The organism is Enterobacter sp. N5-15, from assembly GCF_057221635.1.
Genome location: NZ_CM170150.1, coordinates 356,160 through 374,167 on the forward strand (window position 1 = coordinate 356,160; position 18,008 = coordinate 374,167).

Below are 18,008 nucleotides of genomic sequence, written 5' to 3' on the forward strand. Positions count from 1 at the left end.
GTTACAGCAACGGTTTAAGGAAGCGCGCGGTGTGCGAGGCTTCGCACTCTGCAACGGTCTCTGGCGTACCGGAGACGAGAATTTCACCGCCGCCGCTGCCGCCTTCCGGGCCGAGATCGACAATCCAGTCCGCGGTTTTAATCACGTCCAGGTTATGTTCGATGACCACGATAGTGTTGCCCTGGTCTCTGAGCTGATGCAGAACCTCGAGCAGCTGCTGGATGTCGGCAAAGTGCAGGCCGGTGGTCGGCTCGTCCAGAATATAGAGCGTTTGACCGGTGCCGCGTTTTGACAGCTCACGCGCCAGCTTCACGCGCTGCGCTTCACCGCCGGACAGCGTGGTGGCGGACTGTCCCAGACGAATATAGGTCAGGCCCACGTCCATCAGCGTCTGAAGCTTACGCGCCAGCGCAGGGACGGCGTCAAAGAACTCGCGCGCCTCTTCGATGGTCATATCCAGCACTTCGTGGATGGTCTTGCCTTTGTACTTAATCTCCAGCGTTTCACGGTTATAGCGCTTGCCTTTGCACTGGTCGCACGGCACGTAGATATCCGGCAGGAAGTGCATCTCAACCTTGATCACACCGTCGCCCTGGCACGCTTCGCAGCGGCCGCCGCGCACGTTAAAGCTGAAACGTCCTGGCGTATAGCCGCGTGAACGTGATTCCGGCACGCCCGCGAAGAGTTCACGTACTGGCGTGAAGACGCCGGTATAGGTCGCCGGGTTAGAGCGCGGGGTACGGCCAATCGGACTCTGGTCAATGTCGATAACCTTATCGAAATGCTCCAGCCCCTGAATGTCGCGGTACGGAGCAGGCTCGGCCAGCGTCGCGCCGTTCAGCGCCGTCTGCGCAATCGGGAACAGCGTATCGTTGATCAGCGTCGATTTACCGGAACCGGATACGCCGGTGATGCAGGTAAACAGGCCAACCGGCAGCGTCAGGGTGACGTCTTTCAGGTTGTTGCCGCGCGCGCCGGTCAGCTTCAGCACTTTTTCCGGATCTGCCGCTACGCGCTGTTTCGGCACTTCAATCTTGCGCTTGCCGCTCATGAACTGGCCGGTCAGCGACTCGGGCACCGCCATGATGTCCTTCAGCGTGCCTTCCGCGACCACCTGACCGCCGTGTACGCCAGCGCCTGGGCCAATGTCGATGACGTGGTCAGCCGCGCGGATCGCATCTTCGTCGTGCTCGACCACGATCACCGTGTTGCCGAGGTTGCGCAGGTGAACCAGCGTCCCGAGCAGACGCTCGTTGTCGCGCTGGTGCAGGCCAATGGACGGCTCATCAAGCACGTACATCACGCCGACTAAGCCCGCGCCAATCTGGCTGGCCAGACGGATACGCTGGGCCTCACCGCCGGAGAGCGTTTCCGCCGAGCGGGAAAGCGTCAGGTAGTTCAGGCCGACGTTCACCAGGAACTTCAGGCGATCGCCGATCTCTTTCAGCACTTTTTCGGCAATTTTTGCGCGCTGGCCGGAGAGCTTCAGGTTGTTGAAGAAGTCCATCGCGTGGCCGATGCTCATGTCTGAGATGGTTGGCAGCGCGGTGTTTTCCACAAACACGTGGCGCGCTTCGCGACGCAGACGTGTGCCCTCACAGGTGGCGCAGGAGCGGTTGCTGATGAACTTCGCCAGCTCCTCGCGCACCGCGCTGGATTCGGTCTCTTTGTAGCGGCGCTCCATGTTGTGCAGCACCCCTTCGAACGGGTGACGACGCACGGAGGTATCGCCGCGATCGTTCATGTACTTGAACTCGATGTTCTCTTTGCCGGAACCGAACAGGATCACTTTGTGCACGTTCGGGCTCAGGCTCGCCCACGGCGCTTCGACGTCGAACTTGTAGTGCTCCGCCAGCGATTTCAGCATCTGGAAGTAGTAGAAGTTACGTTTGTCCCAGCCGCGAATGGCGCCGCCCGCCAGCGACAGCTCCGGGTTCTGGATCACGCGGTCCGGGTCGAAATACTGCTGTACGCCCAGGCCGTCACACGTCGGGCACGCGCCCGCCGGGTTGTTGAACGAGAACAGGCGCGGTTCCAGCTCGCGCATGCTGTAGCCGCAAATCGGGCAGGCAAAGTTGGCGGAGAAGAGCAGCTCTTCCGCTTTTGGGTCATCCATGTCGGAGACCACGGCCGTGCCACCAGAGAGTTCCAGCGCCGTTTCAAAGGATTCCGCCAGACGCGTGGCGAGATCGTCACGCACCTTGAAGCGGTCAATCACCACTTCGATGGTGTGCTTCTTCTGCAGCTCCAGCTTTGGCGGATCGGACAGGTCACACACCTCGCCGTCGATACGGGCGCGGATATAGCCCTGGCTTGCCAGGTTCTCCAGCGTTTTGGTGTGTTCGCCTTTTCGCTCTTTGATGATCGGCGCCAGCAGCATCAGGCGTTTGCCTTCCGGCTGCGACAGCACGTTATCCACCATCTGGCTTACGGTCTGGGCCGCCAGCGGAACGTCGTGGTCCGGGCAGCGCGGCTCGCCCACGCGGGCATACAGCAGACGCAGGTAGTCATGAATTTCGGTAATGGTACCGACCGTTGAGCGCGGGTTATGCGAGGTGGACTTCTGCTCAATAGAGATAGCAGGGGACAACCCTTCAATATGGTCGACATCCGGTTTTTCCATCAGCGACAGGAACTGACGCGCGTACGCAGAGAGTGATTCAACGTAACGACGCTGTCCTTCGGCATACAAAGTGTCGAAAGCCAGTGAGGATTTGCCAGACCCCGAAAGCCCGGTCACGACAATGAGTTTGTCGCGAGGGATTATGAGGTTGATATTCTTGAGATTGTGGGTGCGGGCGCCCCGAACTTCGATCTTATCCATTCACCTTTCCCGGTTGGAACACGGATTGCCTGATTTGTTTGAAGGACAAACGGCTGTCAGAAACGGCTAATTATGACACAATTTGACCTGTTTGAATATACAGTATTGGAATGCATTTTCTGATTGGCTGTGTAACAATGTTGTGTTCGCACGAGAACTCTGGAATCCATCTCGCAGCTATCAAAATGCAGCATGGAAATGGTACACTCGCGCGTTTACACTATTAAGAAACGTATTCAGGAGACACGAACATGGCCAGCAGAGGCGTAAACAAGGTGATTCTCGTCGGTAATCTGGGCCAGGACCCGGAAGTACGCTACATGCCGAGTGGTGGCGCAGTTGCCAACATTACGCTGGCTACTTCCGAATCCTGGCGTGATAAAGCGACCGGTGAGATGAAAGAGCAGACCGAATGGCACCGCGTTGTGCTGTTTGGCAAACTGGCCGAAGTGGCCGGTGAGTATCTGCGTAAAGGTTCTCAGGTCTATATCGAAGGCCAGCTGCGTACCCGCAAATGGACCGATCAGTCCGGTGCTGAGAAGTACACCACTGAAGTTGTGGTTAACGTGGGCGGCACCATGCAGATGCTGGGTGGCCGTCAGGGCGGTGGTGCACCGGCAGGTGGCGGCCAGAGCCAGCAGCAGGGCGGTTGGGGTCAGCCTCAGCAGCCGCAGGGCGGCAACCAGTTCAGCGGTGGCGCACAGTCACGTCCGCAGCAGCAGTCTGCTCCGGCGCCGTCTAACGAACCACCAATGGATTTCGACGACGACATTCCGTTCTGATTTCCGAGTGCTTAAAACAAAAAACCCAGACCATGGTCTGGGTTTTTTTAGTCCGTAAGGGATCAGGTAATCACCATCGGCCAGTCTGGTGGCGTGTGGCTCATCGCCTCAACCATCACCACTTTAATATTTTCCCAGACGGCGGCAATATCCAGCAGGGTGATGCCAAGCAGACCCGTTGCAAACCAGCAGGCTGCACCCAGCCCCAGCAGTGTGCTGATGACAGCAAGAGCCGCATAGTCAGATTTACGAAACTGAATGTTCAGCGTGCTGGCTAAAAACATCAGTACCGCACTCAACAAAGGCCAGCGCAGGAGAACCATGCTGGTAGTAATGGTTGCCATAAACCCCATCCTCTACAAAACAGACGAACTGAATGAAACGGTGTTTCTCGTTACAAAATATGTGTGAACTATATCACGTTTGTTGATTTATTCGCCAGCCTCTATGCGATCAAAAAAGAGGATTTTATTCCTCGGAAAAGGTGATTGTGCAGGCTGGTTCTGCCTTCGGCGCATGAGGGGATGGACCCACAACGCGCCGGAAAAGCCCATCGGGCAGGTGGGAATACCGCAAATTCGGTTTTTATAAGTGGGGCGTTATTCTCAGCCGAAGCTGAAAATAATGTGCGAAGTCTGATTATTTATAAATCAACGAGCACAATACCCCAGAGCAAATAGCATAAAACGTCATGATGAAGTTGTACTTTTTTCATGCTGTCAGACGTTTAGCTTAATCAGCGATCGTCTGTTGTGTTATCTTCCCGCCTGCCCCGGCGGGCTGGATAATTATTTTCCTTAATTGAAACGGAACGAATACTTACAGTTTAACTTACGGGAAAATATTATCGTCATAACGAAATTTAAGATTTTTAATACGAAAAGTCAGTTGCTAACTTCGCATGATTCATGCAACGTAATCACCTGTTTAACAAAGCATCCGGCCTTCATTACTACAGGCGTACAACATGCAGGGATATAGGGCGGGAAATGAATCGTAGCGCGCGGCGCAAAATGCTCAGGGTAGTAGGGATCATCATGGTAGTTATGCTGCCGGTGATGCTTGCGCTATGGTTTGCCCAGCTACGAGCCGTGTCTGAAACAAGCGCCCAGCTACGCACATTTGCTGAACTGGCTTTAGACAAAACAGAACTGGTTATTCAACAGGTTGAGCTGGCCCGGGACGAGGCTGAAAAATATCAGGGTGAGCTTTGCACGCCGGGACATCGTCAATATATGCTGAACGTTGTTCGTGGCCGCCTGTTTGTCGCCGATTTAATTTACGCTGAAGGTCAGAATTTTCTTTGTTCGACCGTTTTTACACCGGATCACCCCTACGCCATTCCTGTCGCTAATTACACGCGTAAACCTGACGTTGCTATCTATTATTATCGCGATACCCCATTTTATACTGGCTATAAAATGACATATATGCAGCGCGGAAATTATGTGGTGGTCGTCAACCCGCTTTCATACAGCGAAGTCATGTCTGCGGATCATTCTCTCTCCTGGGGCGTGTACGACACGGTAACCAATGCTTTCTTTTCCGTCAGCCAGAAAGCCAATGTTTCTTTATTAAATTCGATGATTCGGGATAAGGAATCGGTATTTCAAAAAGATAACCGCTTTTATACGATCGTAACATCCCCTAAAAGACCTATTGCGGCCATTGTGTCGACATCGAATAAACGCTTTTATGAAACGCTTTATCACCAGGCGACGTTGACGCTGCCGCTGGGTATGATCTGCAGCATTATTATTTTGCTGGTATGGTCCCGCACCCATCGTGAGCTCAATTCGCCGGGGCGCTTGCTGCACCGGGCGCTGAACAAACGACAGCTTTGCGTGCACTATCAGCCGATTATTGATATCAAGAACAACCAGTGCGTGGGCGCGGAGGCGTTGTTACGCTGGCCTGGTTTTAACGGGCAGGTGATGAGCCCGGCGGAGTTTATTCCGCTGGCGGAAAATGAGGGGATGAGCGAGCGGATTACGGACTATGTCGTTGAAGAGGTGTTCAACGATCTGGGCCATTTCCTGGCCGAGCATCCGCATCTCTATATTTCGATTAACCTGTCGGCCACGGATTTCCACTCCTCGCGGCTGATCGCCATGATTTCCGACAAGGCTCGCCACTACGCCGTCCGTGCGCAGCAAATCAAAATAGAAGTGACGGAACGCGGTTTTATCGATGTGCCAAAAACTACGCCGGTGATTCAGGCTTTCCGTCAGGCGGGTTATGAAGTCGCGATCGATGATTTCGGCACCGGTTATTCGAACCTGCACAACCTCTACTCGCTGAACGTGGATATTCTGAAAATCGATAAATCGTTTATCGATACCTTAACGACCAACAGCACCAGCCACCTGATCGCCGAGCATATTATCGAGATGGCGCAAAGCCTGCGGCTGAAAACCATTGCGGAAGGGGTAGAGACGGCAGAGCAGGTAAGCTGGCTGCTGAAGCGCGGCGTCCAGTTTTGTCAGGGATGGCACTTCGCGAAAGCGATGCCGCCCCAGGAATTTATGACCTGGCAGCAGCAGCCTTTGCACTGAGGGTGATTAATTCAACTGGTGGCGATAGTCGCTCGGCGTGCGGTCAAACTCGCGGCGAAACACGCGGGAAAAGGTTTGTTGCGATACATAGCCAAGATCCATCGCGATATCAAAAATGGGCCGCTGCGTTGAGCGTAGCGCCTGCGCCGCCAGCAGCAGTCTGCGCTGGCGAATGTACTCACCCAGCGTCTGATGCATGACCGTGCGGAACATTCTCTGTAAATACCATTTCGAATAGCCCGACTTTTTAGCGACCACATCAATGTTCAACGGTTGGTCGATATGTTCATCAATCCATTCAATAAGTGTCTGAATAATCTGCTGATGCGACATAAGGTTGCCCCTCTGTAGATACAACTATCTCGGTTAATTCGTCGTTTTCTCTGCGGGGGAGTATAATTCCTCAAGTTAACTTGAGGTAAAGAGGTTTTATGGAAAAGAGATTGCCGCGAATTAAAGCGCTGTTAACCCCCGGTGAAGTGGCAAAGCGAAGCGGCGTGGCGGTATCGGCGCTCCACTTCTATGAAAGCAAAGGGTTAATCAAGAGTATTCGTAACGGTGGCAACCAGCGTCGCTATACCCGCGACGTGCTCCGCTACGTAGCGATTATCAAAATTGCGCAACGAATCGGAATTCCCCTGGCCACGATCGGCGAGGCGTTTGGCGTGCTGCCGGAAGGTCACACGCTGAGCCCGAAAGAGTGGAAAGAGCTGTCGTCCCAGTGGCGTGAAGAGCTGGACAGACGTATTCATACGCTGGTCGCCCTGCGTGACGAGCTGGATGGCTGTATCGGCTGCGGCTGCCTGTCGCGTAGCGATTGTCCGTTGCGTAACCCCGGTGACAGGCTGGGCGAGCAGGGGACGGGGGCGCGGCTGCTGGAAGAGGATTGAGCCTGTGCGGCCTGTTTGCCGGGTGGCGGCTACGCCTTACCCGGCCTACAAAACCGAGAACGTAGGCCGGCAAAACCCCGCATACATAAAGAACTAAAGCGCCACATAAGGGCGCTTTAGTTTTTCCCGGTCTTTGTCTTTCACTCTATCCCGCTGGTTCACGGGAGGGTTTCCCCCGACGTCAGTACCCCTCGTGTCGAGCTGGTTGGTGAGGTTCCGGATTGTGCTGACACTTTAATTCTATGCAAGACCCGTTTTTTCGCCAGCCTTGCTGAGCGTTTTTTCGACGAATTTTTTTCGCGGTGTTGTTCAATTTTCTATAGTTAAAAAGTATGAATAACAGGAGAAAACCATGCTCACGGTACACCACCTTAACCAGTCGCGCTCGCACCGGGTGATTTGGGCGCTGGAAGAACTCGACCTGTCTTATGAGATCGTTCACTACCAGCGCGAAAAGAACATGCTGGCACCGGAGGCTCTCAAAAAGGTGCATCCGTTGGGCAAATCACCAGTCATCGAAGACAATGGGCTGATCCTTGCGGAGTCGGGCGCCATCCTGGAGTACCTGCAGGAAACGTATGATTCCGAGTCACGCCTTAAGCCTTTAGATCCGGCGCATAAGGTGCAATACCGCTTCTGGCTGCATTACGCCGAAGGATCCCTGATGCCGCTGCTGTTAATGAAGCTGGTCTTCAACAGTCTCGGCAAGCCGCCGGTGCCGTTTGGTATCAGAACCCTGGGCAAAGCGCTGGGGCAGGGGGTGCAGAAAGCGTATCTCAACCGTCAGTTGGAAACCCATGCGCGCTTTATTGAGTCACATCTTGCCGAAAACAGCTGGTTTGCCGGGGATTCGCTCAGCATGGCCGATATTCAGATGAGCTTTCCGATCTTTGCCCTGCTGGCGCGCGGCGGTATCGCTAATCTGCCGCATATTCAGGCATGGAAGACAAAAGTTGAGAGCAGCCCTGGCTGGCAAAGAACCCTGGAGCAAGGGGGTCCGTTATCCATCCCGGGCGAGGATTGAAATGTAAACAAATTGCGCATAGACGATAACGTTTGCGCATCCTCTGTTTATTTCTTCAGCGTCATAAGTGAATTTTAGCGAAAAACGAGAAAGTTCAGTTGAAAAGGGCGGGGATTACGCTAGATAATCGTTTGCCTTAATTTGACCACCCGTTTGTAAGCGCGGAGCTAAACGTTTGCTTTTTTTGTGACGCCCTTTCGTCACAAACGCAACACAAGGATTTGACGTTCAGCTGGCAGTGGCGTCTCCACCTCGCTTACGGACTTCCTAAAAAACTCTCAGGGGATGTTTTCTATGTCTACGCCATCTGCGCGTACTGGCGGTTCACTTGACGCCATGTTTAAAATTTCGGCTCGCGGCAGCACCGTGCGCCAGGAGATCGTTGCCGGTTTGACAACGTTTCTGGCGATGGTTTATTCCGTCATCGTTGTGCCGGGCATGCTGGGCAAAGCAGGCTTCCCGCCAGCGGCCGTCTTTGTAGCGACCTGCCTCGTGGCCGGCGTGGGCTCCATCGTGATGGGCCTGTGGGCGAACCTGCCGCTGGCGATTGGTTGCGCCATCTCTCTGACCGCGTTTACCGCGTTTAGCCTGGTGCTGGGTCAGCACATCAGCGTACCGGTTGCGCTGGGTGCCGTGTTCCTGATGGGCGTGCTGTTTACCGTGATTTCCGCAACCGGCATCCGGAGCTGGATTTTGCGCAACCTGCCGCAGGGCGTGGCGCACGGTACCGGTATTGGCATCGGCCTGTTCCTGCTGCTGATCGCCGCCAACGGCGTTGGTCTGGTCATCAAGAACCCGCTGGACGGCCTGCCGGTGGCGCTGGGCCACTTCGCCAGCTTCCCGGTGATTATGTCGCTGATCGGTCTGGCGGTGATTATCGGTCTGGAAAAACTGAAGGTCCCGGGCGGCATTCTGCTGACCATTATCGGTGTTTCCGTTGTTGGCCTGATTTTCGATCCAACCGTACACTTCTCCGGTATCTTCGCCATGCCGTCGCTGAGCGATGACAAAGGCAACTCCCTGATTGGTAGCCTGGATATCGTTGGCGCGCTGAACCCGGTGATCCTGCCAAGCGTACTGGCGCTGGTGATGACCGCCGTGTTTGACGCGACCGGTACCATTCGTGCGGTGGCCGGTCAGGCGAACCTGCTGGATAAAGACGGTCAGATTATTGATGGCGGCAAAGCGCTGACCACTGACTCCCTGAGCAGCGTCTTCTCTGGCCTGGTGGGCGCGGCGCCTGCGGCGGTGTACATCGAATCCGCAGCGGGTACGGCGGCAGGCGGTAAAACCGGCCTGACGGCGATCACCGTCGGCGTGCTGTTCATGCTGATCCTGTTCCTCTCTCCGCTCTCCTATCTGGTTCCGGCGTATGCGACCGCGCCAGCGCTGATGTACGTTGGCCTGCTGATGCTGAGCAACGTGGCGAAAATCGACTTTGCAGATTTCGTGGACGCCATGTCTGGCCTGATTACCGCGGTCTTCATCGTACTGACCTGTAACATCGTGACGGGCATTATGATCGGCTTCGCGTCGCTGGTGATTGGTCGTCTGGTTTCCGGTGAATGGCGCAAGCTGAACATCGGCACCGTGATTATCGCCGTTGCGCTGGTGGCGTTCTACGCGGGCGGCTGGGCAATCTAAGTTGTCCTTTGATGCGAAAACGGGTGGCTCAGGCCGCCCGTTTTTATTTTCAGGACTCATCCTGTTGCCTTTTGCGTTACTCTGGTGAAGATAGAATAAAAGGCACGACGCCTTCCGGAGTACATAAGCAACACAGCAAACAGGGAACGCATGGAAATCTTCTTCACAATACTCATCATGACCCTTGTGGTCTCGCTATCCGGGGTGGTTACACGCGTACTGCCCTTTCAGGTCCCCCTGCCATTAATGCAAATTGCCATCGGCGCGCTGCTGGCGTGGCCGACGTTTGGCCTGCACGTGGAATTTGACCCCGAACTGTTCCTCGTGCTGTTTATCCCGCCACTGCTGTTTGCCGATGGCTGGAAAACGCCCACGCGCGAATTCCTTGAGCACGGGCGCGAGATCTTCGGCCTGGCGCTGGCGCTGGTGGTGGTCACCGTCGTCGGGATTGGTTTTCTGATCTACTGGGCGGTGCCGGGGATTCCATTAATACCGGCCTTTGCGCTGGCCGCCGTACTGTCGCCAACCGATGCCGTGGCGCTGTCCGGCATCGTGGGTGAAGGCCGTATTCCGAAGAAAATCATGGGGATTTTACAGGGTGAGGCGCTGATGAACGACGCCTCCGGCCTGGTCGCCCTGAAGTTTGCCGTGGCCGTTGCGATGGGCACGATGGTCTTTACCGTCGGCGGCGCGACGCTGGAATTCTTCAAGGTAGCGATTGGCGGTATTCTCGCAGGCTTCGTGGTGAGCTGGCTGTACGGCCGCTCATTGCGCTTCCTCAGCCGCTGGGGCGGCGATGAGCCCGCTACGCAGATCGTACTGCTGTTCCTTCTGCCGTTTGCCTCCTATCTGATTGCCGAGCATATCGGCGTGTCGGGCATTCTGGCAGCGGTGGCAGCAGGGATGACCATCACCCGCTCCGGCGTAATGCGCCGCGCGCCGCTGGCCATGCGCCTGCGTGCTAACAGCACCTGGGCCATGCTGGAATTCGTGTTTAACGGCATGGTGTTCCTGCTGTTGGGCCTGCAACTGCCGGGCATTATGGAATCCTCGCTGGTGGCGGCCGAAGCCGACCCGAACGTTGAGGTCTGGATGCTGTTTACCGACATCGTGCTGATCTACCTGGCGCTGATGCTGGTGCGTTTCGGCTGGCTGTGGACGATGAAAAACTTCAGCGTACGTTTCCTGAAGAAAAAGCCGATGGAGTTCGGCTCGTGGACAACGCGTGAGCTGCTGATCGCCTCATTTGCGGGCGTACGCGGGGCGATCACCCTTGCCGGTGTGCTCTCCATTCCGCTGCTGCTGCCCACGGGCGACGTCTTCCCGGCGCGCTACGAGCTGGTCTTCCTGGCGGCGGGCGTGATTCTGTTCTCCCTGTTTGTCGGCGTGATTATGCTGCCGATTTTACTCCAGCATATTGATGCCGGTGATTCGACCCAGCAGCATAAAGAAGAACGTATTGCCCGGGCGGCTACCGCCGAAGTGGCAATTGTCGCGATTCAGAAAATGGAAGAGCGTCTGGCCGCGGATGCGGAAGAGAACATCGATAATCAGCTGCTGACGGAAGTGAGTTCCCGCGTGATTGGTAACCTGCGCCGCCGCGCGGACGGGCGTAACGACGTGGAAAGCTCGCTGCAGGAGGAGAACCTGGAGCGCCGGTTCCGCCTGGCGGCGCTGCGCTCCGAGCGTGCCGAGCTGTATCACCTGCGCGCCACGCGGCAGATCAGCAACGAAACGCTGCAAAAGCTGCTGCACGATCTGGACCTACTGGAAGCGCTGTTGATAGAGAATCAGTAGCGCTGTTTTGCCGGGTGGCGGCTTCGCCTTACCCGGCCTACGTGCTCGAACGGTTCCCTCTCCCTGTGGGAGAGGGTTAGGGTGAGGGCACCCAAAACCCCTCACAACACTGCAGCCACGCCTGCGCGCTGTGCGATAAATACACCCCTTCACGCCAGATCATCCCCAGCTGCCAGTGCAGGTCGCTTTCCAGCGGGATCCAGCGCAGCGTGTTTTTATCCAGCCGCTCGCAAATCGGCTGCGGCAGAATGGCAATCCCCACGCCTGCCTGCACCATCGCCGCCAGAAAATCCCACTGGCCGCTGCGCACCGCAATGCGCGGCTTGACGTTATGGTGGCTAAACAGCGTCATCAGCTGGCGGCTGAGGGCAAAGTCTTCGTTGTAGATCAGCAGAGGGTGCTCGCCGAGCAGTTCAGGCTTCACCGAGTCTCGCTTCAGCCAGTCGCCGGAGCGGGGAACCAGCACGCACAGCGGGTGGCTAAAGAGCGGAAGCGTCGCCAGGCCGCTCTCTTCCTCAACGGGAAGGGCGGTCATTGCCACGTCGAGCTCGCCGTTGGTGACGGCCTGCTGGACGGTTAACCCACCAAACTCCGAAATCTTCAGCTCAACGCCGGGATAACGCTGGCGAAACAGGCTAATCGGCCCGGCCATCATCATCCCCACCATTGGCGGAATGCCGAGGCGAAGCACCCCTTTCGTCAGATGATTAATATCGTCCAGCTCCGCTTCCAGCTGGCGGAACTCCGCCAGAATCGCCAGCCCGCGTTCGAACACCACGCGTCCGGTGTCGGTCAGCAACAGCTTGCGTCCGTCGCGGATCAGCAGGGTACAGTTCAGTTCATCTTCGAGGTTTTTCAACATCTTGCTGATAGTAGGCTGGGTAACAAACAACTTCTCCGCTGCGCGGGTAAAGCTTTGCTGACGAACCACTTCGACAAAATAGCGCAGCGTTCTTATGTCCATGATTATTCCTCGAAACTATACCTTTGATGATTTTAATTCATTTCAGTCCACACCGTGCGGTCTCTATACTGGCGCCTCGTCTCATTTTTGAGGAAACCCTCCATGGCCGTGGCGTTAAGCCGTGTTACGCCTGCCGTTGTGCAACGACTCCAGGTCCCGGTTCAGGTACTGCTCTATGCGGGACTGTTTGTTTTCGCGGAATATCTTGTCGGCTGGCTGCATCTGCCGCTGCCTGCCAACCTGGTGGGGATGCTGCTGATGCTGACGCTTATTCTGTGTCGCGTGATCCCCCTGAACTGGGTGCGCGCCGGGGCGCGCTGGCTGCTGGCGGAGATGCTGCTGTTCTTTGTCCCTGCCGTGGTGGCGGTGGTGAACTACGCGCAGCTGCTGATGGTCGACGGCTGGCGAATCTTTGCCGTTATCGCGCTGAGCACGCTGATGGTGCTGGGGGCGACCGCCTGGGTGGTGGATAAAGTGTATCGCTTTGAAATTAGCAGGCAGAAGCATGACTAACTTTCAGGTTAGCGTGCTGTGCCTGGTCGCCACGCTAATTATCTACTTTGCCAACAAGCGGCTGTATCGTCGTTTCCATGCCCTGCCGCTGATGCCGCTGGTCTTCACGCCGATCCTGCTGGTGCTGATGCTGGTCTTCGGCCATATCTCCTGGCAAAACTACATTGGTGAATCCCACTGGCTGCTGTGGCTGCTCGGCCCGGCGACCATCGCGTTTGCCGTCCCCGTTTATGACAACCTGGCGATTATCAAACGCCACTGGATGTCGCTCAGCGCGGGCGTTGTCACCGCCACGGTGGTGGCGGTGTGCAGCTCCGTCTGGCTGGCGCGCCTGTTTACGCTGCCCGATGAAATTCAGCGCAGCCTGGCCGTGCGTTCGGTGACCACGCCGTTTGCGCTGGCGGCGGCTAAACCGCTCGGCGGGCAGCCGGATCTGGTGGCGCTGTTTGTTGTCGTGACGGGCGTGTTCGGCATGGCGGTCGGCGATATGCTATTCCTGCGCTTGTCGATCCGTGAAGGGATGGCAAAAGGGGCGGGGTTTGGCGCGGCGTCGCACGGCGCGGGCACGGCACGTTCGTATGAGCTGGGGCAGCAGGAGGGCGTTGTCGCGAGCCTGGTGATGATGCTTTCGGGCGTGGTAATGGTGCTGATTGCGCCGCTGGTGGCGTGGGTGATGTTTTAAACTCCCCGACCGGATGGCCGGGGAGAAGGACTTAGTGCGCGCGGCCCTGCTCAACGCCGAGACCGGTTTGTGAGCGGATAAACTGGGCGCGGAATTTCTCACGCTCCAGGTTACCCTCCGGCGAATTGTCGGTGGCCGAGAAGAACCAGATGCCGATAAACGCCACGGCGATAGAGAACAGCGCCGGGTATTCATACGGGAAGATGGCGCTTGCGTGACCGAGGATCTGCACCCAGATGGTTGGGCCCAGAATCATCAGGATCACCGCCGTCAGCAGCCCCAGCCAGCCGCCAATCATTGCGCCACGGGTGGTCAGTTTCGACCAGTACATGGAGAGCAGAATGATCGGGAAGTTACAGCTTGCGGCAATCGAGAAGGCCAGCCCCACCATAAAGGCGATGTTCTGCTTCTCGAACAGAATGCCTAACAGAATCGCCACAACGCCCAGCACCAGCACGGTGATTTTCGAGACCTTCAGCTCATCGCGCTCGCTCGCGCCTTTGCGGATGACGTTGGCGTAGAGGTCATGCGACACCGCAGACGCGCCGGCCAGCGTCAGCCCTGCAACCACCGCCAGAATGGTGGCGAAGGCCACGGCGGAGATAAAGCCGAGGAACAGGTTACCGCCCACCGCGTCGGCCAGGTGCACCGCCGCCATGTTGTTACCGCCAATCAGCGCGCCCGCCGCGTCTTTAAACGCCGGGTTCGCCCCCACCAGCATGATCGCGCCAAAGCCGATGATAAAGGTCAGGATATAGAAGTAACCCATGAAGCCGGTGGCGTAGAAGACGCTCTTGCGCGCTTCACGCGCATCGCTCACGGTAAAGAAGCGCATCAGGATATGCGGCAGGCCCGCGGTACCGAACATCAGGCCGAGACCCAGCGAGAGCGCGGATATCGGGTCTTTCACCAGCCCGCCCGGGCTCATGATCGCTTCCCCTTTCGGGTGGACCGCCATCGCTTCGGTGAACAGGTTATTGAAGCTGAAGCCGACGTGCTTCATCACCATAAAGGCCATAAAGCTGGCGCCGAACAGCAGCAGGACGGCTTTGATGATCTGCACCCAGGTGGTCGCCAGCATGCCGCCGAACAGCACGTACATCACCATCAGTACGCCAACCAGCACCACCGCGATGTGGTAGTTGAGGCCGAACAGCAGTTGGATCAATTTACCCGCGCCCACCATCTGCGCAATCAGATACAGCGCCACCACCACCAGCGAGCCGCAGGCGGATAGGGTGCGAATCGGCCCCTGCTTCAGGCGATACGAAGCCACGTCTGCGAAGGTATAGCGGCCCAGGTTACGCAGGCGTTCGGCAATCAGGAACAGGATGATCGGCCAGCCGACGAGGAAGCCGAGAGAGTAGATCAGACCGTCATAGCCGGAGGTGTACACCAGCGCGGAGATCCCGAGGAAAGAGGCGGCGGACATAAAGTCACCCGCAATCGCCAGCCCGTTCTGGAAGCCGGTAATGTTGCCGCCTGCGGTGTAGTAATCGTTACGGGAGCGCACGCGTTTCGACGCCCAGTACGTAATGTACAGCGTCAGCAGGACGAAAATCAGGAACATCACAATGGCCTGCCAGTTGGTTGGCTGGCGCTGGACCTCGCCGGTAATGGCATCCGCCGCGTGGGCGGCAAAGGGAAGTGTGGCGGCGAGCGCCGTCAGAACTCGCTTCATGATGCTTTTACCTCGCGCAGGACTTCTCTGTTAAGACGATCGAATTCACCGTTCGCGCGCCAGACGTAGACGCCGGTCAGCAGGAATGAAATCACAATCACGCCAATGCCAATCGGAATGCCGCGCGTCACGCTGGTCCCCTCGTGCAGCGGGGTGCCCAGCCAGTGCGGGGCAAAGGCGATCAGCAGAATAAAGCCGACGTAGATAACCAGCATGATGATGGAAAGGATGAAGGCAAACCGTTGCCGCTTATCGACGAGCTCCCTGTAGTGCGCACTATTCTCTATCTGCTGACAAATATCGTTATTCATCACAGAGTCTCCAAAGGTAAGGTTGGTTTGTTTTTAGTCCCCTCTCCCCTTTGGGGAGAGGGTTAGGGTGAGGGGAGGAAGGTGCGGTCTGATGCCCTCACCCCGGGCCTCTCCCACGGGGAGAGGGAGAAAAGATTACGATGGCATCGCGATGGCCTGCTTCTCTTCGAGCAGTTTTTCCACCACGCCAGGATCCGCGAGCGTTGAGGTATCGCCGAGGTTGCTGGTGTCTCCTGCCGCGATTTTGCGCAAGATACGACGCATAATTTTGCCGGAGCGGGTTTTCGGCAGCGAGTCGGTCCAGTGCAGCACGTCCGGCGTCGCCAGCGGGCCAATTTCTTTACGCACCCAGTTGCGCACCTCGGTATACAGCTCTGGCGACGGCTCTTCGCCGTGGTTCAGGGTGACATAGGCGTAAATCGCCTGGCCTTTAATGTTGTGCGGAATACCGACAACGGCGGCTTCGGCAATCTTCGGATGCGACACCAGCGCCGATTCAATCTCAGCGGTGCCCAGACGGTGGCCGGAGACGTTCAGCACGTCGTCCACGCGCCCGGTTATCCAGTAATAACCGTCTTCGTCACGACGCGCGCCGTCGCCGCTGAAGTACATGTTTTTAAAGGTCGAGAAGTAGGTCTGCTCGAAGCGATCGTGATCGCCGAACAGGGTACGCGCCTGACCCGGCCAGGAGTCTGTAATCACCAGGTTGCCTTCGGTGGCACCTTCCTGCGGGTTGCCTTCGTTATCCACCAGCGCAGGCTGCACGCCGAAGAACGGACGGGTTGCGGAACCGGCCTTCAGCTGCGTGGCGCCCGGCATCGGGGTGATCATGAAGCCGCCGGTTTCGGTCTGCCACCAGGTGTCCATCACCGGGCATTTCTCGTTGCCGATTTTCTTCCAGTACCACTCCCAGGCTTCCGGGTTAATGGGCTCACCCACGGAACCGAGGATGCGCAATGAAGAACGATCCGTGCCTTCGATGGCTTTATCGCCTTCCGCCATTAATGCGCGGATCGCCGTTGGCGCGGTGTAGAGAATGTTGACCTGGTGCTTGTCGACCACCTGACACATACGCGCCGGGGTCGGCCAGTTTGGTACGCCCTCAAACATCAGCGTTGTTGCGCCACAGGCCAGCGGGCCGTACAGCAGGTAGCTGTGTCCGGTGACCCAGCCCACGTCGGCGGTACACCAGTAGATGTCGCCAGGATGGTAGTCGAAGACGTATTTGAAGGTGGTGGCCGCATAGACCAGATAGCCGCCGGTGGTATGGAGCACGCCTTTCGGCTTACCGGTGGAGCCGGAGGTATAAAGAATGAACAGCGGATCTTCTGCGTTCATCTCTTCCGGCTGATGCTGGTCGCTCGCTTTTTCAATCAGGTCGCTCCACCACAGGTCGCGCCCTTCGTTCCAGTCGATTTTGCCGCCGGTACGCTTCAGGACGATGACGTTACTGACCGTTTTGACGTTCGGGTTTTTCAGCGCTTCGTCGACGTTTTTCTTCAGCGGGATACCGCGTCCGGCGCGCACGCCTTCATCGGCAGTGATAACTAGTTTTGAACTTGAATCGACAATACGACCCGCAACCGCCTCTGGCGAGAACCCGCCAAAAATCACCGAGTGAATCGCACCGATACGCGCGCAGGCCAGCATGGCCACCGCCGCTTCCGGCACCATCGGCATATAGATAGCGACTACGTCGCCTTTTTTAATGCCTTTTTCCAGCAGGACGTTGGCAAAGCGGCACACGTCGCGGTGCAGCTCTTTGTAGGTAATGTGTTTGCTTTGCGAGGCGTCATCGCCTTCCCAGATGATGGCCGTCTCGTTCCCGCGCTCGGCAAGATGGCGATCAAGGCAGTTCGCCGCCAGGTTCAGGGTGCCATCTTCATACCATTTAATGGAGACATTGCCGGGCGCAAAGGAGGTGTTCTTCACCTTCTGATAAGGTTTGATCCAGTCAAGGATATGGCCCTGCTCGCCCCAGAAGGTGTCCGGGGCGGTGATAGATTGCTGATATTTCTCGTGGTACTGCTCCGGGGTGATCAGGCAACGGTCCGCAATATTTGCGGGAATGTCATGTTTGTGGATTTGGCTCATGGCTTTTTTTCTCCTTGTAAGATGTTAATAATATGTCGCAAAAACGTTAATTGTAGGGGCTTTACAAGCTTTGTTTAGTATTTGGGCTACAGATCACGCATTGTTTGAAGAGTATGAAAAATGAGCGAATGAAACTTTGAAGGAAAATAATTTATGCTGACGATTATTCACATTTATGTTTAAAAAAGCGTTTTTATAACAAAAGGTTATTTATCAGAATTAGAACAAACTCCCGTCATCGTCGCTT

General features: G+C 56.5%; 15 protein-coding genes. 8 read left to right on the forward strand and 7 right to left on the reverse strand.

The window, feature by feature from the left end:
- Window position 1 precedes the first annotated feature (1 nt).
- The gene (gene uvrA, locus AC2TE5_RS01675; protein WP_108418088.1) at window positions 2-2,824 is read right to left on the reverse strand and encodes an excinuclease ABC subunit UvrA; all 2,823 of its coding nucleotides are present in this window, start codon (window positions 2,822-2,824) and stop codon (window positions 2-4) included.
- 251 nt (window positions 2,825-3,075) lie between these two features.
- Here uvrA and ssb1 point away from each other — a divergent pair, with 251 nt between their 5' ends.
- Complete coding sequence (ssb1, locus tag AC2TE5_RS01680) at window positions 3,076-3,606, forward strand: single-stranded DNA-binding protein SSB1 (protein WP_023310055.1); 531 nt, start codon at window positions 3,076-3,078, stop codon at window positions 3,604-3,606.
- 62 nt (window positions 3,607-3,668) lie between these two features.
- Here ssb1 and AC2TE5_RS01685 read toward each other — a convergent pair whose 3' ends face one another.
- Window positions 3,669-3,950: a YjcB family protein gene (locus tag AC2TE5_RS01685; protein WP_193941017.1), complete on the reverse strand. Its 282-nt coding sequence runs from the start codon at window positions 3,948-3,950 to the stop codon at window positions 3,669-3,671.
- A gap of 645 nt (window positions 3,951-4,595) precedes the next feature.
- Between AC2TE5_RS01685 and AC2TE5_RS01690 the strand changes: the two genes are divergently transcribed.
- Window positions 4,596-6,161, forward strand: coding sequence for an EAL domain-containing protein (locus AC2TE5_RS01690; RefSeq protein ID WP_111964200.1), 1,566 nt, complete (start codon window positions 4,596-4,598; stop codon window positions 6,159-6,161).
- Window positions 6,162-6,167: 6 nt separating this feature from the next.
- Here the strand turns inward: AC2TE5_RS01690 and soxS are convergent, their stop codons facing one another.
- Complete coding sequence (gene soxS / locus AC2TE5_RS01695; RefSeq protein ID WP_013095071.1) at window positions 6,168-6,494, reverse strand: superoxide response transcriptional regulator SoxS; 327 nt, start codon at window positions 6,492-6,494, stop codon at window positions 6,168-6,170.
- A gap of 98 nt (window positions 6,495-6,592) precedes the next feature.
- Here soxS and soxR point away from each other — a divergent pair, with 98 nt between their 5' ends.
- From soxR to AC2TE5_RS01715, 4 genes are all read left to right on the forward strand, one after another.
- Window positions 6,593-7,051 carry a redox-sensitive transcriptional activator SoxR gene (gene soxR / locus AC2TE5_RS01700; RefSeq protein ID WP_023331806.1) on the forward strand — a complete coding sequence of 153 codons (459 nt, stop codon included), beginning with the start codon at window positions 6,593-6,595 and terminating at the stop codon, window positions 7,049-7,051.
- Window positions 7,052-7,403: 352 nt separating this feature from the next.
- Entirely contained in the window at window positions 7,404-8,075 is a 672-nt protein-coding gene (locus AC2TE5_RS01705; protein WP_484612545.1) for a glutathione S-transferase family protein, read from the forward strand.
- A gap of 294 nt (window positions 8,076-8,369) precedes the next feature.
- A complete protein-coding gene (ghxP, locus tag AC2TE5_RS01710) occupies window positions 8,370-9,719 on the forward strand; it encodes a guanine/hypoxanthine transporter GhxP (RefSeq protein WP_063144977.1) in 1,350 nt (449 codons plus the stop codon).
- Between the two features lie 150 nt (window positions 9,720-9,869).
- Window positions 9,870-11,516: a Na+/H+ antiporter gene (locus tag AC2TE5_RS01715; protein WP_024906728.1), complete on the forward strand. Its 1,647-nt coding sequence runs from the start codon at window positions 9,870-9,872 to the stop codon at window positions 11,514-11,516.
- 76 nt (window positions 11,517-11,592) lie between these two features.
- On the opposite strand, the gene AC2TE5_RS01720 is transcribed toward AC2TE5_RS01715, so the two are convergent.
- A complete protein-coding gene (locus tag AC2TE5_RS01720) occupies window positions 11,593-12,480 on the reverse strand; it encodes a LysR family transcriptional regulator (RefSeq protein ID WP_213329641.1) in 888 nt (295 codons plus the stop codon).
- 102 nt (window positions 12,481-12,582) lie between these two features.
- Between AC2TE5_RS01720 and AC2TE5_RS01725 the strand changes: the two genes are divergently transcribed.
- Complete coding sequence (locus AC2TE5_RS01725) at window positions 12,583-12,993, forward strand: CidA/LrgA family protein (RefSeq protein WP_059312929.1); 411 nt, start codon at window positions 12,583-12,585, stop codon at window positions 12,991-12,993.
- Window positions 12,986-13,675: an LrgB family protein gene (locus AC2TE5_RS01730; RefSeq protein ID WP_484612546.1), complete on the forward strand. Its 690-nt coding sequence runs from the start codon at window positions 12,986-12,988 to the stop codon at window positions 13,673-13,675. Before AC2TE5_RS01725 ends, AC2TE5_RS01730 begins: the two co-directional genes overlap by 8 nt.
- Before the next feature lie 31 nt (window positions 13,676-13,706).
- On the opposite strand, the gene actP is transcribed toward AC2TE5_RS01730, so the two are convergent.
- The 3 genes from actP to acs form a co-directional block, all read right to left on the reverse strand.
- Entirely contained in the window at window positions 13,707-15,356 is a 1,650-nt protein-coding gene (gene actP / locus AC2TE5_RS01735; protein WP_038417698.1) for a cation/acetate symporter ActP, read from the reverse strand.
- A complete protein-coding gene (locus AC2TE5_RS01740; RefSeq protein ID WP_063144972.1) occupies window positions 15,353-15,667 on the reverse strand; it encodes a DUF485 domain-containing protein in 315 nt (104 codons plus the stop codon). Before AC2TE5_RS01740 ends, actP begins: the two co-directional genes overlap by 4 nt.
- A 135-nt stretch (window positions 15,668-15,802) precedes the next feature.
- Window positions 15,803-17,761 (reverse strand): acetate--CoA ligase, encoded by a 1,959-nt coding sequence (gene acs, locus AC2TE5_RS01745; RefSeq protein ID WP_484612547.1) that lies wholly within the window; start codon window positions 17,759-17,761, stop codon window positions 15,803-15,805.
- Window positions 17,762-18,008: the final 247 nt, after the last annotated feature.

Bases quoted from the DNA above. Each gene is read 5' to 3' on its own strand.
- actP (WP_038417698.1), bottom strand. From the start codon at position 15,356: ATGAAGCGAGTTCTGACGGCGCTCGCCGCCACACTTCCCTTTGCCGCC.
- soxS (WP_013095071.1), bottom strand. From the start codon at position 6,494: ATGTCGCATCAGCAGATTATTCAGACACTTATTGAATGGATTGATGAA.
- soxR (WP_023331806.1), top strand. From the start codon at position 6,593: ATGGAAAAGAGATTGCCGCGAATTAAAGCGCTGTTAACCCCCGGTGAA.
- AC2TE5_RS01740 (WP_063144972.1), bottom strand. From the start codon at position 15,667: ATGAATAACGATATTTGTCAGCAGATAGAGAATAGTGCGCACTACAGG.
- AC2TE5_RS01685 (WP_193941017.1), bottom strand. From the start codon at position 3,950: ATGGCAACCATTACTACCAGCATGGTTCTCCTGCGCTGGCCTTTGTTG.
- AC2TE5_RS01725 (WP_059312929.1), top strand. From the start codon at position 12,583: ATGGCCGTGGCGTTAAGCCGTGTTACGCCTGCCGTTGTGCAACGACTC.
- AC2TE5_RS01730 (WP_484612546.1), top strand. From the start codon at position 12,986: ATGACTAACTTTCAGGTTAGCGTGCTGTGCCTGGTCGCCACGCTAATT.
- AC2TE5_RS01705 (WP_484612545.1), top strand. From the start codon at position 7,404: ATGCTCACGGTACACCACCTTAACCAGTCGCGCTCGCACCGGGTGATT.
- acs (WP_484612547.1), bottom strand. From the start codon at position 17,761: ATGAGCCAAATCCACAAACATGACATTCCCGCAAATATTGCGGACCGT.
- AC2TE5_RS01720 (WP_213329641.1), bottom strand. From the start codon at position 12,480: ATGGACATAAGAACGCTGCGCTATTTTGTCGAAGTGGTTCGTCAGCAA.
- uvrA (WP_108418088.1), bottom strand. From the start codon at position 2,824: ATGGATAAGATCGAAGTTCGGGGCGCCCGCACCCACAATCTCAAGAAT.
- AC2TE5_RS01715 (WP_024906728.1), top strand. From the start codon at position 9,870: ATGGAAATCTTCTTCACAATACTCATCATGACCCTTGTGGTCTCGCTA.
- ghxP (WP_063144977.1), top strand. From the start codon at position 8,370: ATGTCTACGCCATCTGCGCGTACTGGCGGTTCACTTGACGCCATGTTT.
- ssb1 (WP_023310055.1), top strand. From the start codon at position 3,076: ATGGCCAGCAGAGGCGTAAACAAGGTGATTCTCGTCGGTAATCTGGGC.
- AC2TE5_RS01690 (WP_111964200.1), top strand. From the start codon at position 4,596: ATGAATCGTAGCGCGCGGCGCAAAATGCTCAGGGTAGTAGGGATCATC.